The sequence below is a fragment of the Gilvimarinus polysaccharolyticus genome (assembly GCF_001187555.1).
Taxonomy (GTDB): Bacteria; Pseudomonadota; Gammaproteobacteria; order Pseudomonadales; family Cellvibrionaceae; genus Gilvimarinus; species Gilvimarinus polysaccharolyticus.
The window spans coordinates 1,307,632-1,330,497 of sequence record NZ_LFIJ01000002.1 but is presented as its reverse complement, the minus strand read 5'-3'; the positions used below and the strand labels follow the sequence as shown (position 1 = coordinate 1,330,497).

The following is a 22,866-nucleotide window of genomic DNA, read 5'->3' as shown; positions in this document are numbered from 1 at the left end:
AAAAACGGCCGAAGCCGCTTTTTTAATATTTTCTTAGTGAACACTAGCTAACGTAAATCGGCCCCATACCCGAACTCCAGACGATGACTGTCGTGATCATCACCACCACCGCCAACACCAAACCTACGGTGATAACCGAGCTGGCATAAATAAAACCGCGTTCTTTAGGAATGTTCATGATAATTGGAATGCCTTGGTATATTAAATAAGTGGAATAGCAGGCAGCGACAATAAAGACCCCTGCCACAAGCCACAGCTCAGGCCACAGCAATATCAAGCCTGCCAGCATCATAGGTATTGCAGAATAAACAGCCAGTGCCGTACCTTTATAATGGCGCTTACGGGCCTCTCCCTCGACACCAAAGCTCTGACTCATCCAGTTGATGTACCAACCCAGTACATGCACGGCTGCTAATTCTGCCAAGTAGGCGGCCACACATAATATTAAAGCGCTGTCTGGCGTCAGTCGAACCACGCTACCGCTGCCGATACTCCAGCCTTGGTAGGTAACACCAAAATACGCACAAACAACTGGAATCAAGGCCAACAATGGCACATGCGTCCAATAAACCTTATAAAAACTGTGGTCTTCGTCGCGAATCCGTTGCCATTCACGAGCTGGATTAATAAACATGCCTAAGGTGTGCTGAAGCTTCGCCATATGCTTATCCTAACTAAGTATTTTTATTATTTAGAAAATCTGTTACGCAATAACTTAACCAACACTAATAATATACGGTAAACGCCCTACTTTACCACCCGTAAACTCGGACGCTTACTTTCACTGTCATCACCACCTGATGGCGGCAAGGGTTGTGGCGGCTCAGCTTCGGCCTCAAACACCATACCCTGACCATTTTCTCGAGCATAAATGCCCTGTACAGCATAGCTGGGGATAAATAAGCGGCGCGGCACGCCACCAAATCGAGCGCTAAAAGATATGCTGTCGTCGAGCATATCTAAATCAACCACAGAGGCGGGGGCAATATTGAGGATGATCTGGCCATCTTTATTAACGTGCTCTTGAGGCACTTCAACACCGCTGGCGTGGGCATTTACTAATAGGTAGGGAGTACAGTTGTTATCCACGATCCACTCGTAAAATGCGCGAATCATGTAGGGACGTCTAGAGGTCATTGTCATGGAGTATCTCCTCGGCGCGGAAGGTTAGCCTCGACCAGCAGAGTGGTCGAGGCTATGGAGCACAATAGCATTGCGCTCCATAGCGACGATTTAAGCCGGCTGCATTTCTCGCTCAAACTCGGTCAAACTCATTTGGAATGACTCACGAGCAAACAGCCGCTCCATATATTGTTTAAGCGGCTGACTTTGACGAGTGTTAGGAAGTTCAATACCCAACGAGTGCAAGCGCCATAAAATTGGCCCTAAGCAGCAATCGACAATGGTAAATTCTTCACTCATAAAAAACGGCATTTCAGCAAAGATAGGCGCGATAGTCAGCAAACTATCTTTCAAGTCTTTACGAGCCTTTTCTACTACGTCCTTATCATCGCTCGCCCGGATCAGATCCACCAGTGGCGCCCAATCGCGCTCTAAACGGTACATCCACAAGCGGCTTTGAGCTCGCGCCACAGGGTAGACTGGCAATAATGGTGGATGTGGAAAACGCTCATCCAAATACTCCATCATCACTTTTGATTCATACAGCGACAGGTCACGATCCACCAACGTCGGTAGTGAGTTATAGGGGTTTAAATCCGCCAACTCCTGCGGCTTGTTATCGACATCGACATCCACTAAGTCAACAGATACACCTTTTTCAGCTAACACGATACGCACCCGATGACTGTAATGGTCATAGGGGTCAGAGAAAAAAGTCATGGATGAGCGCTTGGTAACAACACCCATTGGGGCACCTCAATAGTTATACAACATAGGAAGCGAGCGACACACTATCGCCCGCTTATAAAAAGCTTAGTGAATACCTTTCCAGTACTCACGATTTAGCAGATAAGCAAAGATAAAAAACACGCACAAAAACAACAGCACATAAACACCGATGCGCTCACTTTGCATACGTGAAGGCTCAGCAACATACTCTAGAAAGTTCACTAAGTCGTAGATCGTACGATCAAATTCATCAGCCGATAAACTACCCTTAATATCACCCTCAACCAATGCGCCGCAGTGCTCATCAATAACCGTATTGCCTAGATTGTCGCGCTCAGCATGGCCGTGATCATTAAGCTTAGGACCCGCGCCACACTCGTGTAAGCCTTGTAGCTCGAGCATTACATGAGGCATACCCACATTCGCAAAAACGCGGTTATTAACCCCTAACGGGCGCGACTCATCTTTATAGAAGTTGCGCAGATAAGTGTACAGCCACTCAGGTGAGCGCGCACGCGCCACCAAAGTCAAATCTGGCGGTGTTGCGCCAAACCACTGCTTCGCCAAATCTGGCCGCATGCTGATTTCCATCAGCTGACCAATACGCTTATCAGAAAACACCATGTTTTCTAGCATCAGCTCATGAGGAATATCCAAATCGTCTGCCACGCGCTCAAAGCGCGAGAACTTAGCCGAGTGACAACCCATGCAGTAGTTTACAAAGCTTTTAGCACCGCGCTGCAATGAGGCTTTATCAGACAGATCTGTCTCGATCTCATCACAGGGAATAGAACCACAAGCAAAATGGCTCTCGGCACCCACTGCTTTAATGGGAACAACTACCAGTATGGCAAACAATACAAAACCCGCAGCCACTAAATAGCCGGGCAAGCCTTTACTGGTTACGCGCGCAGGTTCCGGAGAGGTTTTCTCTCTAGTAGTCCAGAACGGCATAGCAAAGAAGTACAAAAAGTACAAAACCGTACAGACTTGCGCCAAAATCGTGCGACCAGGAGTCGGAGCTTTTACCCCCAAGTAACCCAAGACCACAAAAGCGGCGGCAAATACAATCAAAGCGATGCGACTAATATTACCTTTGTAGCGCATTGATTTAACCGGACTACGGTCAAGCCATGGCAATACAAACAAGACAGCTATCGCCGCACCCATGGCTACCAAGCCTAAAAACTTATCAGGCACCGCACGCAAAATCGCGTAGAACGGAGTGAAATACCATACAGGCGCAATATGCTCTGGAGTTTTAAGGTTATTCGCCTCTTCGAAGTTGGCGTATTCTAAAAAGAAACCACCCATCTCCGGCATAAAGAAAATCACAAAACAGAACACAAACAAGAAAACCGCGATCCCCACCAAATCGTGCACGGTGTAGAACGGGTGGAAAGGCACGCCGTCTTTAGGAATACCATTTTCGTCTTTGTTCTTTTTGATCTCGATGCCGTCAGGGTTGTTAGAGCCAACCTCGTGCAGCGCCAGTAGATGCAATACCACCAAGGCCAACAGCACGATCGGCAAAGCAACCACGTGCAAAGCAAAAAAGCGATTTAGAGTAATACCAGAAATCAGGTAATCGCCACGGATCCACTCTACTAAGCCATCGCCAATAACAGGAATCGCACCAAACAGTGAAACAATAACCTGTGCACCCCAATAGGACATTTGGCCCCACGGCAGTACATACCCCATAAAGGCTTCGGCCATCAGCACAAGATAAATCGTCATGCCGAAGATCCACACTAGCTCGCGTGGCGCTTTATAAGAGCCGTACATTAAACCGCGAAACATGTGTAAATACACCACCACAAAAAATGCCGAGGCACCCGTGGAATGCATATAACGCAGTAACCAGCCATAATCGACATCGCGCATGATGTATTCGACCGAGGCAAAAGCACCATCGGCGCTTGGGGTGTAATTCATGGTTAGCCAAATACCGGTCAACAACTGATTGACCAATACCAACAGTGACAAAACACCAAAGAAATACCAAAAATTAAAGTTTTTAGGGGCGTAGTACTTGCCCATATGGGTATCCCACGCACGCTGTACCGGCAAGCGCGCGTCGACCCAATTCCACAGACCTTTCATCCAGTTCATGTTATGCCTCCTGATCCACACCGATGGTCACCACAGCATCGCTATCGTACTTATGCGGTGGTACCAGAAGGTTAATTGGTGCTGGAACGCCTTTAAACACACGTCCAGCCAAATCGAATTTAGAGCCGTGACAAGGACAAAAGAAACCGCCCTGCCAAGTGCCGCCATCAAGATCCACCGAGTCTAGCTCGGGGCGAAACAACGGCGCGCAACCCAAATGGGTACATAAGCCTACCAAGATCAGGTAATCAGGCTTAATCGACCGAGTTGGATTTTGTGCGTAGGTAGGTTGTTGTTGTGAATTTTCGGAGGCGGGGTCGCGCAACAGCTCATCATTACCCTGCAAAGTACTCAGAGACTGCTCTGTGCGACGAACGACATAAACCGGCTGACCGCGCCACTCGGCGGTAATCATGGCGCCTGGCTCAATCTTACTGACATTCACTTTTACCGGTGCCCCTGCCGCTTTGGCTTTAGCACTTGGATTCCAAGAACCCACAAACGGTATTGCTGCACCTACCGCACCTACCGCACCTACCACTGTGGTGGCAGCGGTGAGTACGCGGCGACGCGTTTTATTGACAACGTCATTGGTCATGACGACTTCTCCCCTAACAGCTTCAACGGCCAGTAAATCACTGAAATTCAACGATTTAGAATAGTATTATTGTCTTGTAAAAATTGGCCAATCTTAAAGAACTTATGCGTCTGTTACAAGAATAACCACGCGAGACCCCGTAGCGTAAGGGCTGCAGCGACACCTACCGAGCTGGGCAGCAGCTAAGTTAGACGGTAAACGGGCAACAAAACAACACTCCACAAACGAAAAAACGCCCAGGGGTAACCCTGAGCGCTTTTAAAAGCCAGCTGCTGCCAGTTGCCTGGCAAGCAAGGCAAAACCGAATTAACGCTTGGAAAATTGCGGTTTCTTACGCGCTTTGCGCAGACCAACTTTCTTACGCTCAACCGCACGCGAGTCACGGGTAACGTAACCTGCTCCACGCAGCGATTGACGCAAAGTCTCGTCGTATTCCATAAGAGCACGAGTCAGACCATGACGAATAGCACCGGCTTGGCCGAAACTACCACCACCAGCAACGGTGGCGTTAATGTCAAACTTATCGGTCAGATCGACAAGCTCTAGAGGCTGGCGCACGACCATGCGTGCAACTTCGCGTCCAAAGTACTCGTCTAACGAACGATCATTAATCGTAACTTTACCGGTGCCGGGAGTAAGAAACACTCGAGCGGTCGAGGTCTTACGTCGGCCGGTACCGTAATATTGAGTAACTGCCATAATCAGCTTTCCGTTTAAAGAGTAAGTTCTTGCGGCTGCTGAGCAGTGTGCGGATGCTCACTACCTGCGTACACTTTCAACTTGTTGAACATAGTCCGACCAAGTGGGCCACGGGGCAACATGCCTTTAACAGCACTTTGTATAACGCGCTCCGGGGCTTTCTCGATCAACTTCTCAAAGCTGATTGACTTGATACCACCAACATAGCCAGTATGACGGTAATATATCTTATCAGTCGCTTTTTTGCCGGTAACGCGAACTTTCTCTGCGTTAATAACTACAATGTAGTCGCCGGTGTCAACATGGGGAGTGTACTCAGGTTTGTGCTTACCGCGCAGACGAGTAGCGATCTCCGCAGCCATGCGGCCCAGAGTCTTACCATCTGCATCAATTACGAACCAATCGCGGACAACTGATTCTGCTTTAGCACTATATGTCTTCATGTTATACCTGCTTACTAGGTGGTTCTTCCCACAAAAAGAGCGCGAATACTACTCAAAGTGACACGGCAATTCAAGCCCTTTGTGATGTTTTTTAGCATTTTGTTCGTGGCGCAACCTAACACAGTGCCCCCGCCAAACTAAGGCTGATGCTCGCGAGCCAAATACTCATGGCTCTGCATTTCGAGCAGCCTGCTTTCGGTGCGAGCAAACTCAAACAACAGCCTACCACCACTGTAAATCTCATTGAGCGGGGCCGCAGCCGACACGACCAGCTTCACCCCTCGATCATAAAACTCATCCACCAAATTAATAAAACGCCGAGCCTGATCGTCCTTGTCGCCCCCCAACACCGGGATATCACTCACCAGCACCGCATGAAACTCGCGCGCCAACTCGATGTAATCGTTCTGTGAGCGAGGGCCATCACACAGCGCCGCAAAATCAAACCAGGCGACATCCTCAGCTAACTTGCGCACCCGTATAGGCCGCTGCTCAATATCGATTTCCAGCACTTCTTGCACTGGCGCACCGGGCGACAATAACCGCCCAAAGGCCCCCTCCAATCCCGCTTCTGCCGCCTCACCCAGCGGCGAGTAATACAGCTCTGCCTGGGTTAATGCTCGCAAGCGGTAATCGACACCACCATCAATATTAACCACCTCGGTGTGCTGTTGCAGCAGCGCAATGGCAGGCAAAAAGCGTTCGCGCTGCAAGCCATTGCGATAAAGGCCCGCAGGCTCAATGTTAGACGTCGCAACTAGGCTCACACCTCGAGCAAACAACTCGCGTAACAGGCCGGCCAGAATCATCGCATCGGTAATGTCACTCACAAAAAACTCATCAAAACAAATGACTCGCGCCTCAGCCGCAATACCTTCGGCCACCTGCTCGAGCGGGTTTTTACGCCCACTTAAACGCTTTAGGTCGGTATGCACACGACGCATAAAACGATGAAAGTGAACTCGCATCTTTTGCTCAAAGGGCAAGCTTTCATAAAAGCTGTCCATCAGGTAGGTTTTACCGCGCCCTACCCCGCCCCAAAAATACAGACCTCGGACAGGCTCAATATCCGTCTCGCCCATTATCCGCTGCCAAAAACCAAGCGGCTTTGGTGGCTGCAACAAACGCTGGTAAAGCGATTGCAACTTTGCCACTGCCGCCGCCTGGGTGGCATCAGCGACAAAGCCCGTGCGCTGTAAATCCTGCTGATAACGATGTTCCGGACTCAATCGCTCCAAACCCACAGCATTATCCATTACTTAAACCCACTACTTTTAACCCCGTTATAATGTCAGTTACCGCCTGCTTTAACGGCCCCAGTGCGCCATGAAAAAAGTGGCCCGTAGTCGCAAACTCTCGGTAGCCAACAACACCCTCAAGCGCATCGGCCCAGCGCGCCACATCAGCCGCCACAACCTGCTCATCCAGCCCGCCCTGCAAAATACTCACAGGCATTGCCATTGTTTTAATATCACCCAAAGCATAACGCGGCACCGGTGGCGCCACTAACATCAAATGCTTTACTGGCTTAACACCTGCACAGGCATTGGCAATCACTGCGGCACCAAACGAAAAGCCCGCCAAAAACAAAGGCGCGGCTGGCCGCAGGCGATGCACTTCGGCCACCACCGCGAGCAAGTCATCCACCTCACCAACACCTTCGGCATAATCACCACCACTGCCCCCAACACCTCGGAAGTTAAACCGCACCACGGCCACACCAAGATCACGATAGGCGCGCATTAAGGTGCTCACCACCTTGTTATCCATATTGCCACCGTGCAGTGGGTGCGGATGACAAACAACTGCAACCGCCCTCATAGCCGCCATCACTCCGGCTGGCTTCGCAGCACTAATGGCCACCTCTAACACACCGGCAGGGCCATTCAATCGAAGCGGCTGATCGCACTCAAATACGTCTCTTCGCATGCTTTAAATCACCTAATTCAAGACTAGCCCACAACTTTTTTGCAGCCACTCCACCGAGCGCCTCACGCTGCAGACTAAAAGGCCGTATAATACCGGCTGTAAGCTGGGCTTTCACACTAAACCCGTGATTCTTTTATTTATTTGGCAAGTTCAGGAGAGCTGTTGTGTTTTCACTCACCACCGTCATCATAAGTGCCTTTATTGCACTTCTTATAGGCTGCCTTGTTGGCGTTATCTTCTCGCGCGGCCGCCCTGGTGCCTCGCGCAATGCCGATATTGAGAAACGTCTAGTTGATGCCGAGGACGCACTTAATAATTATCAGCGCGACGTTACCGATCATTTTGCTCGCACCACCGAGCTGGTAAATAGCTTAAATGAAAGCTATCGCGATATGCATGCCCACCTAGCCAGTAGCGCGTTAAAATTAAGCACCCCCGAAATTGGCAGACAACTACTGGGCGATGCCGAACAGCAACTGCCCAGCGGCACAACACACGAATTGCAAGAGCCACACATTCAAGCACCGCGCGACTGGGCCCCCAAGCGCCAAGGCCACAAGCCTACCTTAAGCGAAGAGTACGGCTTGGACGAACAGGGCAATAGCACCCCCAACAATGAGACCACCGAACCCGAGCCCGCCTCAGAGCGTTAACATGAAGGTGGCACACCTAAACACCTCAAAGGAATATTTATGCCCGCAAGCCGCCTGCTAAGTTTTTTTGCCTGGCCGGCAGTAGTCGGCTTGCTGGTCGCTCTAATTCTGCTGCTAACCGTGCCAGAATTACGCCCCGATACTCGCTCACATCAAACCTCAAGCGGACACGAAGACGAACACTCCTTTGCCAACTTGTCTTACGCCCACGCGGTGGATCAGGCCGCCTCATCAGTCGTCAATATATATTCGCGCAAGGTTATCGAGACTCGCAACCACCCTCTTGCCAACCATCCTTTATATGAAAAACTATTTCGCAACTCGGGCCAACAAGAGCGAGTTAAATCGGCGCTGGGCTCCGGCGTTATTGTCAGCCCCGAAGGCTACCTATTAACCAATAATCACGTTATTGAAGGCGCCGATGAAATTTTAGTGCTACTGCACGATGGACGTCGCGCCAGCGCCACTTTTATTGGCAACGATCCCGGCAGTGATCTGGCTGTATTAAAAATCGAGCTCGCCAACCTCACCCCCATCACTATCGGTAAACCCGAGCAAGCCCGAGTAGGCGATGTGGTACTTGCCATTGGCAATCCTTTTGGGGTCGGCCAAACCGTCACTCAAGGTATTATCAGCGCACTGAGCCGATACGGCCTTGGCATCAGCAGTTACGAGAACTACATACAAACCGATGCCGCGATTAACCCCGGCAACTCCGGTGGCGCGCTTATTGATACTCACGGTCACTTACTTGGAATTAATGCCGCGATTATTTTTGACACGGTAGGCATCGGCTTTGCTGTGCCCGCCGACGACGCCATGAAATCGCTCAAAGATATTATTAAGTATGGCCGCGTCGTACGTGGCTGGCTGGGGCTAGACGCCGAACGCCTAACACCAGCAGCCATCAAAGCATTAGGCCTGCAAAACGTCACGGGGTTACGAATAACCAACATTTTTTTAAATAATCCGGCACACATAGCAGGCTTGCGCCCCAACGATGTGATCACGCATATTAATAATCAGCCGATTGGCAATGAACGACAGGGACTAAGAGAGGTGGCCGACTTGGCGCCGGGCACAGAAGTTACAGTACGGATACTGCGCCCGCACACCAACGGCTCACTGCCAGAAGAGCTGGAAATAAAAGTGACCGTTGGTGAGCGCCCCGACAACCTCGAAGTAAATCACACCTAGCAACCCGAGAACGATTGCTAGGGTCTACCTAGACGCCAAACACCCCTTAACGCGCGCGATACTCGGCTGACAAAGCGTGGGCCTCTAAATCTTCGCTGCGCGCTAAAGTCGAGGCGGTTTTGGCCAGTACTGAGGCTCCCTCGGGCGAGCAGTAAATAATAGAGCTGCGTTTTTGAAAGTCGTAAACCCCTAGGGGCGACGAGAACCGTGCAGTACCAGAGGTAGGCAGCACATGATTGGGGCCCGCGCAGTAATCACCTAACGCCTCGGGAGTGTGACGCCCCATAAAGATTGCGCCCGCGTGACGAATGCTTGGTAGTAGCGCCTCGGGGTCGGCAACCGATAACTCTAAATGCTCTGGCGCGATACGGTTAGACAAAACAATAGCCTCATCCATATCGGCGACTTTAATTAACGCCCCACGATTAGCCAACGATGGACGGATAATCGCCTCGCGCCCCATAGTTGGCAATAAACGCTCCATTGCCACTGCAACCTTATCAAGATAATCCGCATCTGGGCAGACCAAGATCGACTGCGCTTGTTCGTCGTGCTCGGCCTGACTAAATAGATCCATGGCAATCCAATCTGGATCGGTCTGACCATCGCACAACACTAAAATTTCTGACGGCCCAGCGATCATATCGATTGCCACTTGACCAAACACAGCACGCTTGGCTGTCGCGACAAAAATATTGCCAGGCCCAACTATTTTATCAACCCGCGTGATGGTCTCGGTGCCGTAAGCAAGCGCCGCAACAGCCTGCGCGCCGCCCACCGTAATGACACGATCAACACCCGCAATCGCCGCTGCAGCCAACACCATATCATTAAGCACGCCGTCGGGGGCGGGCACGACCATCGTCAACTCATCGACGCCCGCCACTTTGGCCGGTATTGCGTTCATAAGGACAGAGGACGGGTAAGATGCTTTGCCGCCCGGAACATAAAGCCCGACACGTTGCATTGCGGTAATTTGCTGCCCCAATACAGTGCCATCCGCCTCAGTGTAACGCCAAGAAGCCTGCTGTTGATGCTCGTGATACGCCCGCACTCGCGCGGCAGCAGCCTCTAACGCCTCACGCTGGAGTGGCGATATACTCGCCAATGCCGCAGCGATTCGCTCGGCGGGGACAACCAACTCGGCCATAGAGCTCACACTGCGCCGATCAAACCGGTTGGTGTACTCGATAACCGCCGCATCACCACGAGCTTTTACCGCCGCAATAATCTCGGCAACAATATCGCCAACCTCGCTATCGGACACGGAATCCCAAGCCAGCAGTTTATCTAGCTGCGACGCAAAGCCTTTATCTGATGCATCAAGGCGGGCTATCAAAGTATTGCTCGTCATAGTGATCTCTGTTAATTCTTGCCGGCATCGACCGCTTGGGCAATGCCATCAATAATGGCCTGAATACGCACGTGCTTCATTTTCATCGAGGCTTTATTCACAATCAGGCGCGAGCTAATATCAGCAATAAATTCACGCGCCTCTAAACCATTGGCCCTGAGGGTATTGCCAGTATCTACAATATCCACAATTTCATCGGCCAGACCCATAATAGGCGCCAATTCCATTGCGCCATACAGCTTAATAATATCGCTCTGACGGCCTTGGGCGGCGTAATACTGCTTGGCAATATTAACGTACTTAGTGGCCACCCGAATACGGCCCGCCTTGGGGCTAGAACCTTTAATAGCCGCCGTCATTAGCTGGCAACTGGCAATACGCAAATCTAACGGCTCGTATAAACCTTCCGCGCCATTCTCCATCAGCGTATCTTTGCCCGAAATCCCCATATCCGCCGCGCCAAACTGCACGTAGGTAGGCACATCGGCGCCGCGCAACACCAACAGTTGCACATCGCTTTGATTGGTGGCAAACACCAATTTACGGCTTTTGCTGATGTCTTCTTCGGGCTCGATATTAGCCGCTGCCAACAACGGCAGCGTCTCTTCTAAAATGCGCCCCTTAGTCAGGGCAATGGTAATCATGTCACTCATAAGTCAACCTAGTTGGGAACTCGACGAATACTAGCGCCCAGCATTTGCAACTTTTCCTCAATGCATTCGTAACCGCGATCAATATGATAGATACGATCCACCAAAGTCGCGCCCTCGGCCACAAGACCCGCAATAACCAAACTGGCAGAAGCCCGTAAATCAGTCGCCATCACCGGGGCCCCTTTCAATCGCTCAACACCGCGGATCATTGCCGTATTACCCTGCAAGGTAATGTCTGCCCCCATGCGATTAAGCTCGTGAACCTGAATCAAGCGATTTTCAAAAATCGTCTCGGTCACAGTGCTTGAGCCCTCGGCAACCGCATTCATGGCGGTAAACTGCGCTTGCATATCGGTCGGAAACGCCGGATACGGTGCGGTTTTTAAACTAACCGCGCGCGGGCGATTGCCCTTCATATCGATGCTAATCCAGTCACTTCCTGTGGATATATGAGCGCCAGCCTCTTCCAGCTTTAACAACACCCCCTCTAGAATGTCTTCTCGGGTGTCTTTAACACGAATGCTGCCACGAGTTGCAGCCGCGGCCACTAAGTAAGTGCCGGTCTCGATCCGATCGGGCATAACTTTGTAGTGGCAACCACTCAAGCGCTCAACCCCATTAATAACTAAAGTCGCCGTGCCAATGCCTTCAATTTGAGCCCCCATAGCGACTAAGCAATGGGCCAAATCTACCACTTCAGGTTCGCGCGCGGCGTTTTCTAGCACGGTGCGACCATCAGCCAATACCGCTGCCATCAGTAAGTTCTCGGTGCCGCCAACGGTGACAGTATCCATCAAAATGTGCGCACCTTTTAAACGGCCATTGGTCCGAGCGCGAATATAGCCTTCATCGACTTCGATAATCGCCCCCATGGCCTCAAGGCCACGTAGGTGAATATCTACCGGCCGCGAGCCAATGGCGCAACCGCCGGGAAACGACACATTTGCCACCCCGTGACGAGCCAGCATAGGCCCCAACACTAAAATAGAGGCGCGCATGGTTTTAACCAGCTCATAAGGAGCGGTGAAATCATTGATCGCGTTGGCGTCGATCTCGACCGACATACGCTCATCTACAGTTACACCCACCCCCATACAGCGCAACAACGCCAACATAGTGGTGATGTCATTTAAGTGGGGTAAATTCGATATTTGAATCGGCGTATCGGCCAGCAGTGTTGCAGCAAGAATAGGCAGCGCCGAGTTTTTTGACCCGGAGATACGAATCTCGCCGGCCAGTGGGCCTGCGCCCTGAATCATCAGTTTATCCATACGGGCTACCTATTAGCTGGACTGGAGAGAATACTCTTCGGGAGTCAGCGTTTTCATATGAACGGCGTGAATGACACCGCTGGCGATTTGCTCAGTCAACAGGGCATATACCATCTGCTGCTTTTTGACAGGACTAAGTCCGGCAAAAGCCGGGCTCACCACAATTAGGTGCACATGGCTCCCCTCAACGGTCACTTGTACCTGACTGTCGGCAATGTGGCTTTCAATGAGCGTTTGAATCTCTGCAGCTTGCATAGCTCTCCCATAGGGCCGGGCCGACCACTGCATTTTATGCGGGCCGACTAATTGAAAATCTTAAGGCGGGAATATTACCGGATTGTAACGCCCTGCGCACCTTTCAGGCGCACAGAGATTATTAATGAGGCATCAATTTAGTCTTCAGCAGCATCCCAATGGCTAATGACCTGATCGACATCACCTTGGTATTTATTGGCTAACTGTTTAAATTGGCTGCTAAATGAGCGCCCTAGATTTATTCCGTTGAGCACAACATTGAGCAACTTCCATTCACCATCGCGATTTTTGCCCATGGTATAAGACAGCTTGTGGCTTGACCCCTCGTGACTCACCTCCTGCTCAACCGTGGCGCGTCGCGCATCACCAATTGGTTTCGCCGGAGCCATCAGCTTAATATTGCTATCGGCGTAAGTGGCAATGCCTTTGGCGTAGGTACTTACTAAATCAGCCTGAAACTTTTCAGCAAAGGCGCGCCTTTGTTCGCCACTAGCCTCGGCGTAATAATCGCCCATCACGACCCGCGCAATATAATCGAAAGCCACTACAGGCTCTAGCGCCGCCATCACTTGTCCATCAAAGCTCGCCTGATCACCGCCGTCATTGTGCGCTTGCGCCGCACTGACCAACTTATCGGTCACTTGTTGCACCAACTGGTGCGGATCAGCGCCATCGGCCCGAGCCATAACAGCCACAAACATACAAAACACAACCGCAACCTGTAACGGCTTTAACAACACTCGGATCATCCTCGCACTCCTTAACGAATAAATTACAATAATCGTTTGCTTAATTCGAGATTAAACTAAAGCAAGCGTAAATATAGTACGTACCACCAAACCGACCAGACTACATTGCGCTAAATATACCTCAAGCCAATCGTAGGCAATTGCTGTAGGGCACGTAACACTATACCATTTAGCCCCGCACCAGCCTACAGACCGCTTCACAGTAAAATGGTGCCCGCCAACCCAAACACTACCTTGCAGTATACCGAGATCACTTTATGGCCCAGCTTTGGTTTCCCGCACTCCTAGTGCTCATTGGCTTCATCGGCCTGATATGGAGCGCAGATAAATTTGTTGCCGGCAGCGCCGCTATGGCAAACACTTTTGGCATTTCTAAACTAATCATTGGGCTTACCATTGTCGCCTTTGGCACCTCGGCACCCGAAGTCGTGGTGTCACTCAACGCGGCTCTACGTGGCGCCGGAGACCTAGCCGTAGGCAATGCGCTCGGCTCCAACTTGGCCAATATTGGCTTAGTCCTTGGCGTTACCGCTTTTATCGCCGTACTGCCGGTGCAAGATCATTTACTGAAAATAGAGCTGCCCATTTTACTGTTTGTGACCGCCTTAGCCGGATGGTTTCTGAGTGATGCCAATTTGTCTCATCAAGAGGGCTGGATCCTATTAGCGCTGCTGCCGTGCGTCATGGGCTTAATTATCTGGAGCAAGCGCCATCATCCAGAAGAAGTCGAAGATGAAATTCCCGTCATGAGTCGCGGCGCCGCCATCGCTTGGTTTATGTTGGGCCTTATTATTTTGATTATCAGCTCTGATTTACTGGTACGCGGCGCCAGCGAATTGGCATTAGCCTTTGGTGTAAGCCCACTGGTTATTGGTTTAACCGTTGTAGCGGTAGGTACTAGCCTGCCGGAATTAGCCGCATCAGTCACCAGCGCGATTAAGGGCCATTATGATATCGCCATTGGCAATGTCATCGGCTCTAACTTGTTTAATATTTTGGCCGTTATGGCAATACCCGGCATCATCGCGCCACTCGATATGGAGCACGCCGTTTTTAACCGCGACTTTTTGGCCATGGGCGCCTTAACCCTGATTCTCGCCATCGCCCTGTATGTCAGTTTACTAGCCCGTCGCAATAAAACCCGCGGCGCGGCGCTAGGCAAGCCAATTGGTGCACTGCTACTGGCGCTATACGCCGGCTACTATGTTCTATTGCTGGGCTGATGTATTAGTGATCTGAATTTTGGCTGCCATCTAAGCCGCCACCATAATGATTGAAGGTCACATGCTTTATACTGACCCCCTAAAGGCATTAGGAATCACGTAATACTATGACGGAATTTGACTTCAGTCAGTCAGCACTGCGCACTATCGAGCTGGAAACACAGGCTGTCGCCGAGCTGCGCAACCATATTGACGAGCAATTTAACGTGGCTTGTCGCCAAATTTTACAATGCAGCGGCCGCGTTATCGTCTCGGGCATGGGCAAATCTGGCCATATGGGCAAAAAAATAGCGGCGACACTGGTCAGCACCGGCACCCCCGCATTTTTTATGCATCCAGGCGAGGCCAGTCACGGCGACCTGGGCATGCTAACGCGCGACGATCTACTGATTGCCATATCTTACTCAGGCAACTCGCCTGAACTACTGACGCTTTTACCGCTAATTAAGCGCTTAGGCGTACCCATGATCAGTATGACCGGCGAGCCTAAATCGGTATTGGCACAAGCCGCCGATGCCCACCTCAGTATTGCCGTCGAACGCGAGGCCTGCCCGCTAGCGCTAGCGCCAACATCCAGTGCCACCGTCACTACGGTGCTGGGCGACGCACTTGCCATCGCCCTATTAGAAGCGCGCGGCTTTACCGCCGAAGACTTTGCTTTTTCTCACCCAGGAGGCTCACTGGGGCGCAAGCTGTTACTGCGCGTGAGCGATATAATGCACGGCGATGACAAACTGCCGGTAGTTAAAAAGTACGACACCTTGGCGCGAGCATTATTAGAAATGAGCACCAAAGGCTTTGGCATGACCACAGTATGTGAGACAGACGGTACTCTGGCCGGCATTTTCACCGATGGCGACTTACGCCGTAGCATTGATCGTGGTGTAGACATTCACTCGGCACAAATGCACGACATTATGAACCACACCCCCACCACCATCAGTCCCGACACACTTGCCGCCGAGGCACTCAACCAAATGGAAAGTCGCAAAATCACCACTCTGGTTATCACAGATACCAATCGCATTGCCATCGGCGTTATCCATATGCACGACCTCTTGCGTGCTGGCGTTATTTAACGGCCCCTATTAAACAAACTCTCAAATACAGTTACTCACTATGACAGAAGAAACACTAACCCGCGCACGCCGTATTAAACTATTACTGTTAGACGTAGACGGCGTACTGACCGACTGCAAGCTGTATTTTGATAACGCCGGCAATGAACTAAAAGCGTTTAATACACTCGATGGACAAGGTATTAAATTACTGCAAAAATCCGGCGTTAAGGTGGGCATTATCACCGGCCGCAGCAGCGCATTGGTTGCGCGCCGCGCACGTGACCTGGGTATCGAGCTAATAATTCAAGGCCGCGAAGACAAATGGCAAGCACTGCAAGAGATGATCGAGGGCATGGATATCGCGCTCAATGAAATTGCCCACATGGGGGATGACTGGCCCGACTTATCCATTATGGCCCGCGTAGGCTTAGCGTTGTCGGTACCCAACGGCCACAGCGCCGTTACCGAACGCGCTCACTGGATTAGCCACAACCGAGGCGGCAACGGCGCCGTGCGTGATGCCTGCGACCTAATAATGCAGGCCCAAGGCACGTATGCCGCCATGTTAGCCCCCTTTATTGCAACAGAGGATTAAATCCGTGCGAGCCCGGCAACCTAAGTCTTGGATACTGCTTATATCATTGTGCTGTGCGCTCATTTACGCGGCGCTACAGTACTCGCCTCGCGATATGGCGCTAATCAACGCCGACACTAAAATACATAAGCAATTTCCGCAATCGTATATGAAAGGTATAGTCGATCGCACCTACGACAACGCCGGCAAACTCAAGCACAAAATGATTGCCCGCTCAGCCCAATCCTTTAGCGACGGTACTGTCAGCAACAACAAAGTCGAGCAGCCAGAAGTCACCATCTACCGTCAAGCCAATGCCGCACCATGGCAACTATCCGCCAAACAAGGCACAAGTTACGCGGGCACAATCACACTGCAAGATGATGTTTTGGCGCGCAATGAACAAGACCGATACGGCTTGATCACTCTCACTACCGCCAAGCTAACAATCGACACCGAACAGCAATTCGCGCACACCGACAAACCTGTTACCATGCGCAGCGAACGCGGCACCACTCGTGCGGTAGGCCTTAACGCCGAACTAGACAACGGACGTATCGAATTATTATCCGAGGTAAAAGCCACCTATGCGCCCTAATCACCTAATCAGACTCTTTAGCAAGAGCCGCGGCACTCAACTCTCAGCTTTGCTGTTAAGTGCGACCATAATGCTGCTGAGCACAAGCGCCCAAGCACTACCCGATGATCACGACCAAGACTTTCAACTACAGGCCGACAACCAGCTGTTTGATCAAAAAAATGGCCTGGTAACTTACACCGGTAATGCCCGCCTGCAACAGGGCTCACTGGTTATTGATGCCGAGCGTATTGTCGTTCACTTTGATGGCGACAACGCGGTGGTGAAAATTGAGGCCTCCGGCTCGCCGGCGCATTTTCAGCAACAACCCCAAGCCAGTAAAGGCAAAGTGCTGGCCGAGGCGGATGCCATTATATACAGCCATGCCGAGCGTACCGTAACCCTTAGCGAAAATGCCAAAATTGAACAAGACGGCGCCATGATGCAGGGACACAGTATTCACTACGACTTAACCCGCGAACTGATCAACGCCCAGAGTGACGCAAGCTCAAACGAGCGTATTAAAATGGTTATTCCTGCAGGAACTGTCGACAAATAATATGGCTACATTAACAGCGCACAATCTCGCCAAAAGTTACAAGCGCCGGCAAGTCGTTGCCGATGTCTCTATCTCGGTTAATAGCGGAGAAATTGTCGGCCTACTCGGCCCCAACGGAGCAGGCAAAACCACCTGTTTTTATATGATTGCGGGGCTGGTTAAAGCCGATAAAGGCCGAGTCACCCTAGATGATCTAGACCTAACGCGACTGCCGATACACGGCCGAGCACGTGCCGGTATCGGATATTTACCGCAAGAGGCTTCGGTGTTTCGCAAGCTGTCGGTAGCGGACAATATTTTGGCCATTTTAGAGACTCGCCGCGACCTCAAGCGGAAACAGCGCTTGGAACAACTCGAGCAATTACTGCAAGAGTTTCATATCACCCATATCCGCGACAATCTTGGCATGTCGCTCTCAGGTGGCGAGCGCCGGCGGGTCGAAATCGCCCGCGCGCTGGCAACCGACCCTGCATTTATTTTACTCGACGAGCCCTTTGCCGGCGTTGACCCAATCTCGGTGAGCGATATTCAGCATATCGTACGTCACCTAAAAGATCGCGGTATTGGTATTTTAATTACCGATCATAATGTCCGCGAAACCTTGGGTATCTGCGAAAAAGCCTACATCGTCAGCGAAGGCCATATCATTGCCGAGGGCAGCTCGGCCCAAGTCCTTGCCAACCAAAAAGTCCGTAAAGTGTATCTAGGCGATAATTTCATGCTGTAACAGCGCAAGACTGCACGCCTCACTTGACAATTTTGATTTGTTGGTCTTCAGGCACAAAGATTGCTTAATGCTATTGCTAGGCTCTTGGTTGATGACTAAACTCTACAGTGACAGCAACTATTTTCACGACCTAATCTGAGAGCCATTGCCAACATCATGAAGCAATCCCTACAGCTTAAAATGGGTCAACAGCTCACCATGACGCCGCAACTGCAGCAGGCCATCCGCCTGTTGCAACTGTCGACGCTGGACCTACAACAAGAAATCCAAGAAGCGCTAGACTCAAACCCCATGCTCGAAGTAGAAGAGAGCGTGGAGGACGGCGGAGACCGCGAGCAAAAAGACAACACCGCAGACGACAAAAATGATCGTCGCGACAACAACTCCGATGAGCAGCACAACTCAGAAGCCTCAAGCGCCAACACCACCGAAGCCGATGAATCCACCGCCGACGGTGAGTGGAACGAATCAATCCCACAAGACCTACCCGTCGACACCAGCTGGGATGATATTTACGAGAGCTCAGCCTCAACCTTGCCGGCCAGTAACTACGACGGTGATGATAGCGACTTTGAAAGCCGTCGAGGCAATACCGAATCGCTCTACGATCATTTAATGTGGCAGCTTAACTTGACGCCCATGTCCGAGCGGGATGAGATTATTGCCATGGCGATTATCGACTCGGTCGAGCCTTCTGGGTTGCTTAGCAATACCATCGAAGATATCTACGAGGGTCTCACCGCCAACTGGGACGACCTTGAACTGGACGAGGTACAAGCTGTTCAGCACCGTCTGCAACAATTTGACCCGTGTGGCGCCTGCAGTATCGACTTGGTCGATTGCCTATTGGTGCAGCTTGCTCAGTTCGATAAAGACACGCCTTTTTTAGAAGCGGCAAAATTGATCGTCCGCCTCCACCTGCCACTGCTCGGCAGCCGTGATTACCGCCAACTGATGCGTAAAACCCGACTTAAAGAGCCTGAGCTGGCTCAGGCCGTAGCGCTTATTAAAACCCTCAACCCACACCCCGGCGATGGCATCAGTACTAGTGAAACCGAATATGTGGTGCCCGATGTATTTGTCGATAAAAAAGAAGGGCGCTGGACCGTTGAGCTAAATCCTGACATTGCCCCTAAGATACGTATTAATAGCGGCTATGCCTCGATGGTAAAACGCGCCGACTCGAGCCGCGACAACACTTTCTTAAAAGATAATCTACAAGAAGCGCGCTGGTTTTTAAAAAGCCTGCAAAGCCGCAACGAGACCTTATTAAAAGTCTCGACCTGTATTGTCGAAAAGCAGCGTGGGTTTTTAGAGTACGGTGCCGAGGCCATGAAGCCTCTGGTGCTGCACGATATAGCCGAACTGGTCGAGATGCACGAATCAACCATCTCTCGGGTGACCACCCAAAAATACATGCACACACCGCAGGGGATCTTCGAGCTTAAATACTTTTTCTCAAGCCACGTAAGTACAGATTCTGGCGGCGAGTGCTCATCCACCGCAATACGAGCTATTATTAAAAAACTAGTAGCGGCCGAAAACCCGAAAAAACCACTGAGCGACAGCAAGATCACCGACATGCTATCGGATCAAGGGATTCGCGTTGCTCGCCGAACCATTGCCAAATATCGCGAATCACTAAACATCCCCCCCTCTAACGAGCGCAAGGGATTAGGCGATTAAATGACAGAACGAGTAAACCTTGCTATGTTGAGGTTTACTGGCGCAGTGTTTTAAGATCACTCTGCGTTTTTAGTCATGCAACAGTAGCAACACAGTATTAAAAATACAGATATGAGGAACGGTCTATGCAAGTAACCATCAGCGGCCATCACGTAGATGTCACCGAGGCGATTCATCAACACATAGAATCTAAGCTAGAACGACTGACTCATCACAATGATTTAATTACGACCATCAACGTCACCGTATCGGTAGAAAAACAAGCACAAAAAGCCGAGGCCAATATTCATGTCAACGGTAAAGATATTTTTGCTGAAGCCGAAGCCGACGATCTCTACACCGCGATTGATGCCATGACCGATAAACTCGATCGGCAATTAATCAAACATAAAGAAAAACTTCGCAGCCACCGCTGATCACTTTAAATACGTCAAATATTATGCAAATTGCACAGATTTTATCGCCTGAACGCACCCTGAGCCTTATTGAAGGTGTCAGCAAAAAGCGCGCACTCGAGATCTTGGCCAACACCATCGCCGATAGTTCTCCAGGCTTAAGCGCCGACGAGATTTTTCGTCGCTTAGTGGCGCGTGAAAAGCTCGGCTCAACTGGCATCGGCCACGGCATCGCCATCCCGCACAGCCGCCTCCCCGGCTGTGAAACAACGATAGCGACGCTGATCACACTAAAGGAGCCTATCGATTTCGACGCGATAGACGGCGAGCCCGTAGACGTAATATTTGCCATCCTAGTGCCTGACCAAGCCAACGATGAACATCTACATACCTTGGCAGCGCTGGCCAGCGCACTTAACGAAAGCACCTACCGACAAACACTGCGCGATGCCGACACCAGCCAAGCCTTATACGCTGCCGCCATCGCTCACGACAATTAAGTAGGCGGGCTCGTATGCACCTTGTCATTGTCAGCGGATTGTCGGGCTCGGGTAAAAGTACTGCGCTTAATGCGCTGGAAGACTCGGGCTATAATTGTATCGACAATCTACCCATTAGCCTGCTACCCACGCTGGTCGATCAAATACAACTGCACAAAGACGCCGAAAACCAAAACTTTGCAATTGGCATTGATATTCGTGATGCCTGGCAAGACTTGGCCATGTTTCCCTCGGCCATTGAGCCGCTACGCAATGCAGGCCTGCCGTTTACGGTGGTTTTTTTGGATGCCGATGCGAACAAAATTGTTCAGCGGTTTAGTGAAACTCGGCGCAAACACCCATTGAGCGATAAGCACACCAATTTAATTGAGGCGATTGAAACCGAACAGCAGCTGTTGCTCCCTATGCGTGACAGCGCCGACTGGGTAGTCGATACCAGTACGTTAAACATGCACCAACTGCGCGACTTAGTCAGAGAACGAGTCGCCGAACCTAACGTCGAGGGCATGGCGGTATTGTTCGAATCATTTGGCTTTAAGCATGGCCCGCCAAACAATGCCGACCTAGTCTTTGATGCTCGCTGTCTGCCTAACCCTCACTGGGATCCAAATTTGCGCAGCCAAACTGGGCTTAATCCAGATGTTGCAAAATTTCTTGATGAGCAACCACTGGTGCAAGATATGTTGTTAGACATACAAGGGTTTTTAACTCGCTGGTGGCCGCATTACCAAGCGAACAATCGCAGCTACACTACGATTGCCATAGGCTGCACCGGCGGCCAACACCGCTCGGTTTACTTATGCGAAAAGCTGCAAGCTCACTTTGCCACACAATTAGACAATGTTCAGGTTCGGCATCGCGAGCTTGGTCACGCAACCAAAGAGCGTCATTAAATGCCCGAAAAGCTTGTCACTATCGTCAACCGTAAAGGATTACACGCCCGCTCTGCTGCCAAACTAGTGGCTCTGGGCAAAGAGTATCCGTGCCAAATCCAACTGCAAGTGGCCGATAAAACAGCCGATTGTGCCAGCATGATGGCACTGATGATGCTGGCGGCCGGCATTGGCACAGATTTATGGGTACGCGCCGATGGCCCCCAAGAAGAGCAAGCCTTAGCGGCAATTTGCGCATTAATTGAATCCGGCTTTGACGAGCAAGACGAATAACCAACGGCCTCCTGCGCCAGTTAGCACGAGCTGCTATAATCGCCTACCCACCCAACACGAGCCAAGCGCAACACCATGACCACAGATTTTGAATCAGAAGCCGAAGAGTTTGACGAAGGTCCGAGTAAATCTCAACGCAAGCGGGATATGCACGTACTGCAAGATCTCGGACGAGAGTTAACCGAGCTCAAAGCCTCACAACTTGCAGGCATTGAACTGCCCGACGAGTTACGTGAAGCGATCATTGAGATTGAGCGGATTCGGCAGCGTGAAGCCAAACGCCGTCAGTTGCAGCGTATCGGCCGATTAATGCAGTTGGTGGATGGTGACGATATTGCCGCGCAGCTTACCGCGATCAAATCCCAGGGTACTCTTAGCGTCCAGCGGCAACACGTGATTGAGCGCTGGCGCGATGAATTATTAAGTGATGACAATGACGCTTTGAGTCGCTTTATTACCGAATACCCCGACACCGATATTCAACATTTGCGTCAGCTTATTCGCCAAGCAAACAAAAAGCAGCCACATGAAAAAGCAACTACCAACTCCCGTAAGCTGTTTCGTTATATTCGCGACACACTGGCGCAAAACGATTAGCCATAAAAGGCTTCGGCCTTAAGGCGAGGCCGTC

Annotated in this window: 28 protein-coding genes; 14 read left to right on the top strand and 14 right to left on the bottom strand. The window is 51.0% G+C overall.

Annotated features, from left to right (window positions below):
- Positions 1-43: 43 nt before the first annotated feature.
- The 9 genes from GILYN3_RS14370 to GILYN3_RS14330 all read right to left on the bottom strand — a co-directional run bounded on the left by GILYN3_RS14370 (position 44) and on the right by GILYN3_RS14330 (position 7,635).
- Complete coding sequence (locus tag GILYN3_RS14370) at positions 44-661, bottom strand: Yip1 family protein (protein WP_049723640.1); 618 nt, start codon at positions 659-661, stop codon at positions 44-46.
- Between the two features lie 86 nt (positions 662-747).
- Complete coding sequence (locus tag GILYN3_RS14365; RefSeq protein ID WP_049723639.1) at positions 748-1,143, bottom strand: ClpXP protease specificity-enhancing factor; 396 nt, start codon at positions 1,141-1,143, stop codon at positions 748-750.
- A gap of 90 nt (positions 1,144-1,233) precedes the next feature.
- Positions 1,234-1,869, bottom strand: a complete 636-nt coding sequence (gene sspA / locus GILYN3_RS14360; RefSeq protein WP_049723638.1) for a stringent starvation protein SspA — start codon at positions 1,867-1,869, stop codon at positions 1,234-1,236.
- 66 nt (positions 1,870-1,935) lie between these two features.
- Positions 1,936-3,966, bottom strand: a complete 2,031-nt coding sequence (locus GILYN3_RS14355; protein WP_049723637.1) for a ubiquinol-cytochrome c reductase — start codon at positions 3,964-3,966, stop codon at positions 1,936-1,938.
- 1 nt (position 3,967) lies between these two features.
- Positions 3,968-4,564 (bottom strand): ubiquinol-cytochrome c reductase iron-sulfur subunit, encoded by a 597-nt coding sequence (gene petA, locus GILYN3_RS14350; protein WP_049723636.1) that lies wholly within the window; start codon positions 4,562-4,564, stop codon positions 3,968-3,970.
- Positions 4,565-4,870: 306 nt separating this feature from the next.
- Entirely contained in the window at positions 4,871-5,263 is a 393-nt protein-coding gene (rpsI, locus tag GILYN3_RS14345; RefSeq protein WP_049723635.1) for a 30S ribosomal protein S9, read from the bottom strand.
- Between the two features lie 14 nt (positions 5,264-5,277).
- Entirely contained in the window at positions 5,278-5,706 is a 429-nt protein-coding gene (gene rplM / locus GILYN3_RS14340) for a 50S ribosomal protein L13 (RefSeq protein ID WP_049723634.1), read from the bottom strand.
- 137 nt (positions 5,707-5,843) lie between these two features.
- The gene (gene zapE / locus GILYN3_RS14335) at positions 5,844-6,962 is read right to left on the bottom strand and encodes a cell division protein ZapE (RefSeq protein WP_049723633.1); all 1,119 of its coding nucleotides are present in this window, start codon (positions 6,960-6,962) and stop codon (positions 5,844-5,846) included.
- Positions 6,955-7,635: an alpha/beta hydrolase gene (locus GILYN3_RS14330; RefSeq protein WP_049723632.1), complete on the bottom strand. Its 681-nt coding sequence runs from the start codon at positions 7,633-7,635 to the stop codon at positions 6,955-6,957. Before GILYN3_RS14330 ends, zapE begins: the two co-directional genes overlap by 8 nt.
- Before the next feature lie 164 nt (positions 7,636-7,799).
- On the opposite strand from GILYN3_RS14330, the gene GILYN3_RS14325 reads away from it, so the two are divergent.
- The gene (locus tag GILYN3_RS14325; RefSeq protein WP_049723631.1) at positions 7,800-8,288 is read left to right on the top strand and encodes a YhcB family protein; all 489 of its coding nucleotides are present in this window, start codon (positions 7,800-7,802) and stop codon (positions 8,286-8,288) included.
- Positions 8,289-8,327: 39 nt separating this feature from the next.
- Positions 8,328-9,485, top strand: a complete 1,158-nt coding sequence (locus GILYN3_RS14320; RefSeq protein WP_049723630.1) for a trypsin-like peptidase domain-containing protein — start codon at positions 8,328-8,330, stop codon at positions 9,483-9,485.
- Positions 9,486-9,531: 46 nt separating this feature from the next.
- Here the strand turns inward: GILYN3_RS14320 and hisD are convergent, their stop codons facing one another.
- From hisD to GILYN3_RS14295, 5 genes are all read right to left on the bottom strand, one after another.
- A complete protein-coding gene (gene hisD, locus GILYN3_RS14315; RefSeq protein ID WP_049723629.1) occupies positions 9,532-10,839 on the bottom strand; it encodes a histidinol dehydrogenase in 1,308 nt (435 codons plus the stop codon).
- Between the two features lie 11 nt (positions 10,840-10,850).
- Positions 10,851-11,492 (bottom strand): ATP phosphoribosyltransferase, encoded by a 642-nt coding sequence (hisG, locus tag GILYN3_RS14310; protein ID WP_049723628.1) that lies wholly within the window; start codon positions 11,490-11,492, stop codon positions 10,851-10,853.
- An 8-nt stretch (positions 11,493-11,500) separates the two neighbouring features.
- A complete protein-coding gene (gene murA, locus GILYN3_RS14305; protein ID WP_049723627.1) occupies positions 11,501-12,763 on the bottom strand; it encodes a UDP-N-acetylglucosamine 1-carboxyvinyltransferase in 1,263 nt (420 codons plus the stop codon).
- 12 nt (positions 12,764-12,775) lie between these two features.
- Positions 12,776-13,018, bottom strand: a complete 243-nt coding sequence (locus GILYN3_RS14300) for a BolA family protein (RefSeq protein WP_049723976.1) — start codon at positions 13,016-13,018, stop codon at positions 12,776-12,778.
- Positions 13,019-13,155: 137 nt separating this feature from the next.
- Complete coding sequence (locus GILYN3_RS14295) at positions 13,156-13,767, bottom strand: MlaC/ttg2D family ABC transporter substrate-binding protein (RefSeq protein WP_049723626.1); 612 nt, start codon at positions 13,765-13,767, stop codon at positions 13,156-13,158.
- Between the two features lie 257 nt (positions 13,768-14,024).
- On the opposite strand from GILYN3_RS14295, the gene GILYN3_RS14290 reads away from it, so the two are divergent.
- The 12 genes from GILYN3_RS14290 (at position 14,025) to yjgA (ending at position 22,832) form a co-directional block, all read left to right on the top strand.
- Positions 14,025-14,990: a calcium/sodium antiporter gene (locus tag GILYN3_RS14290; protein ID WP_049723625.1), complete on the top strand. Its 966-nt coding sequence runs from the start codon at positions 14,025-14,027 to the stop codon at positions 14,988-14,990.
- A 107-nt stretch (positions 14,991-15,097) separates the two neighbouring features.
- Entirely contained in the window at positions 15,098-16,069 is a 972-nt protein-coding gene (locus GILYN3_RS14285) for a KpsF/GutQ family sugar-phosphate isomerase (protein WP_049723624.1), read from the top strand.
- 40 nt (positions 16,070-16,109) lie between these two features.
- Positions 16,110-16,646: a KdsC family phosphatase gene (locus tag GILYN3_RS14280; protein ID WP_198147363.1), complete on the top strand. Its 537-nt coding sequence runs from the start codon at positions 16,110-16,112 to the stop codon at positions 16,644-16,646.
- Between the two features lie 4 nt (positions 16,647-16,650).
- A complete protein-coding gene (gene lptC, locus GILYN3_RS14275; protein WP_049723622.1) occupies positions 16,651-17,223 on the top strand; it encodes an LPS export ABC transporter periplasmic protein LptC in 573 nt (190 codons plus the stop codon).
- Between the two features lie 70 nt (positions 17,224-17,293).
- Positions 17,294-17,761, top strand: a complete 468-nt coding sequence (lptA, locus tag GILYN3_RS14270; protein WP_198147362.1) for a lipopolysaccharide transport periplasmic protein LptA — start codon at positions 17,294-17,296, stop codon at positions 17,759-17,761.
- 1 nt (position 17,762) lies between these two features.
- Positions 17,763-18,488 (top strand): LPS export ABC transporter ATP-binding protein, encoded by a 726-nt coding sequence (lptB, locus tag GILYN3_RS14265; RefSeq protein WP_049723620.1) that lies wholly within the window; start codon positions 17,763-17,765, stop codon positions 18,486-18,488.
- Between the two features lie 156 nt (positions 18,489-18,644).
- Complete coding sequence (locus tag GILYN3_RS14260; protein ID WP_049723619.1) at positions 18,645-20,174, top strand: RNA polymerase factor sigma-54; 1,530 nt, start codon at positions 18,645-18,647, stop codon at positions 20,172-20,174.
- A 125-nt stretch (positions 20,175-20,299) separates the two neighbouring features.
- Positions 20,300-20,590, top strand: coding sequence for a ribosome hibernation-promoting factor, HPF/YfiA family (gene hpf / locus GILYN3_RS14255; protein WP_049723618.1), 291 nt, complete (start codon positions 20,300-20,302; stop codon positions 20,588-20,590).
- Between the two features lie 23 nt (positions 20,591-20,613).
- Positions 20,614-21,069, top strand: a complete 456-nt coding sequence (gene ptsN / locus GILYN3_RS14250; protein ID WP_198147361.1) for a PTS IIA-like nitrogen regulatory protein PtsN — start codon at positions 20,614-20,616, stop codon at positions 21,067-21,069.
- A gap of 14 nt (positions 21,070-21,083) precedes the next feature.
- On the top strand, positions 21,084-21,962 hold the full coding sequence (gene rapZ / locus GILYN3_RS14245; RefSeq protein ID WP_049723616.1) for an RNase adapter RapZ: 879 nt from the start codon (positions 21,084-21,086) through the stop codon (positions 21,960-21,962).
- Positions 21,963-22,235, top strand: a complete 273-nt coding sequence (locus GILYN3_RS14240; protein WP_049723615.1) for an HPr family phosphocarrier protein — start codon at positions 21,963-21,965, stop codon at positions 22,233-22,235.
- A gap of 75 nt (positions 22,236-22,310) precedes the next feature.
- Positions 22,311-22,832, top strand: a complete 522-nt coding sequence (gene yjgA, locus GILYN3_RS14235) for a ribosome biogenesis factor YjgA (protein WP_049723614.1) — start codon at positions 22,311-22,313, stop codon at positions 22,830-22,832.
- The last annotated feature ends 34 nt before the right edge of the window (positions 22,833-22,866 follow it).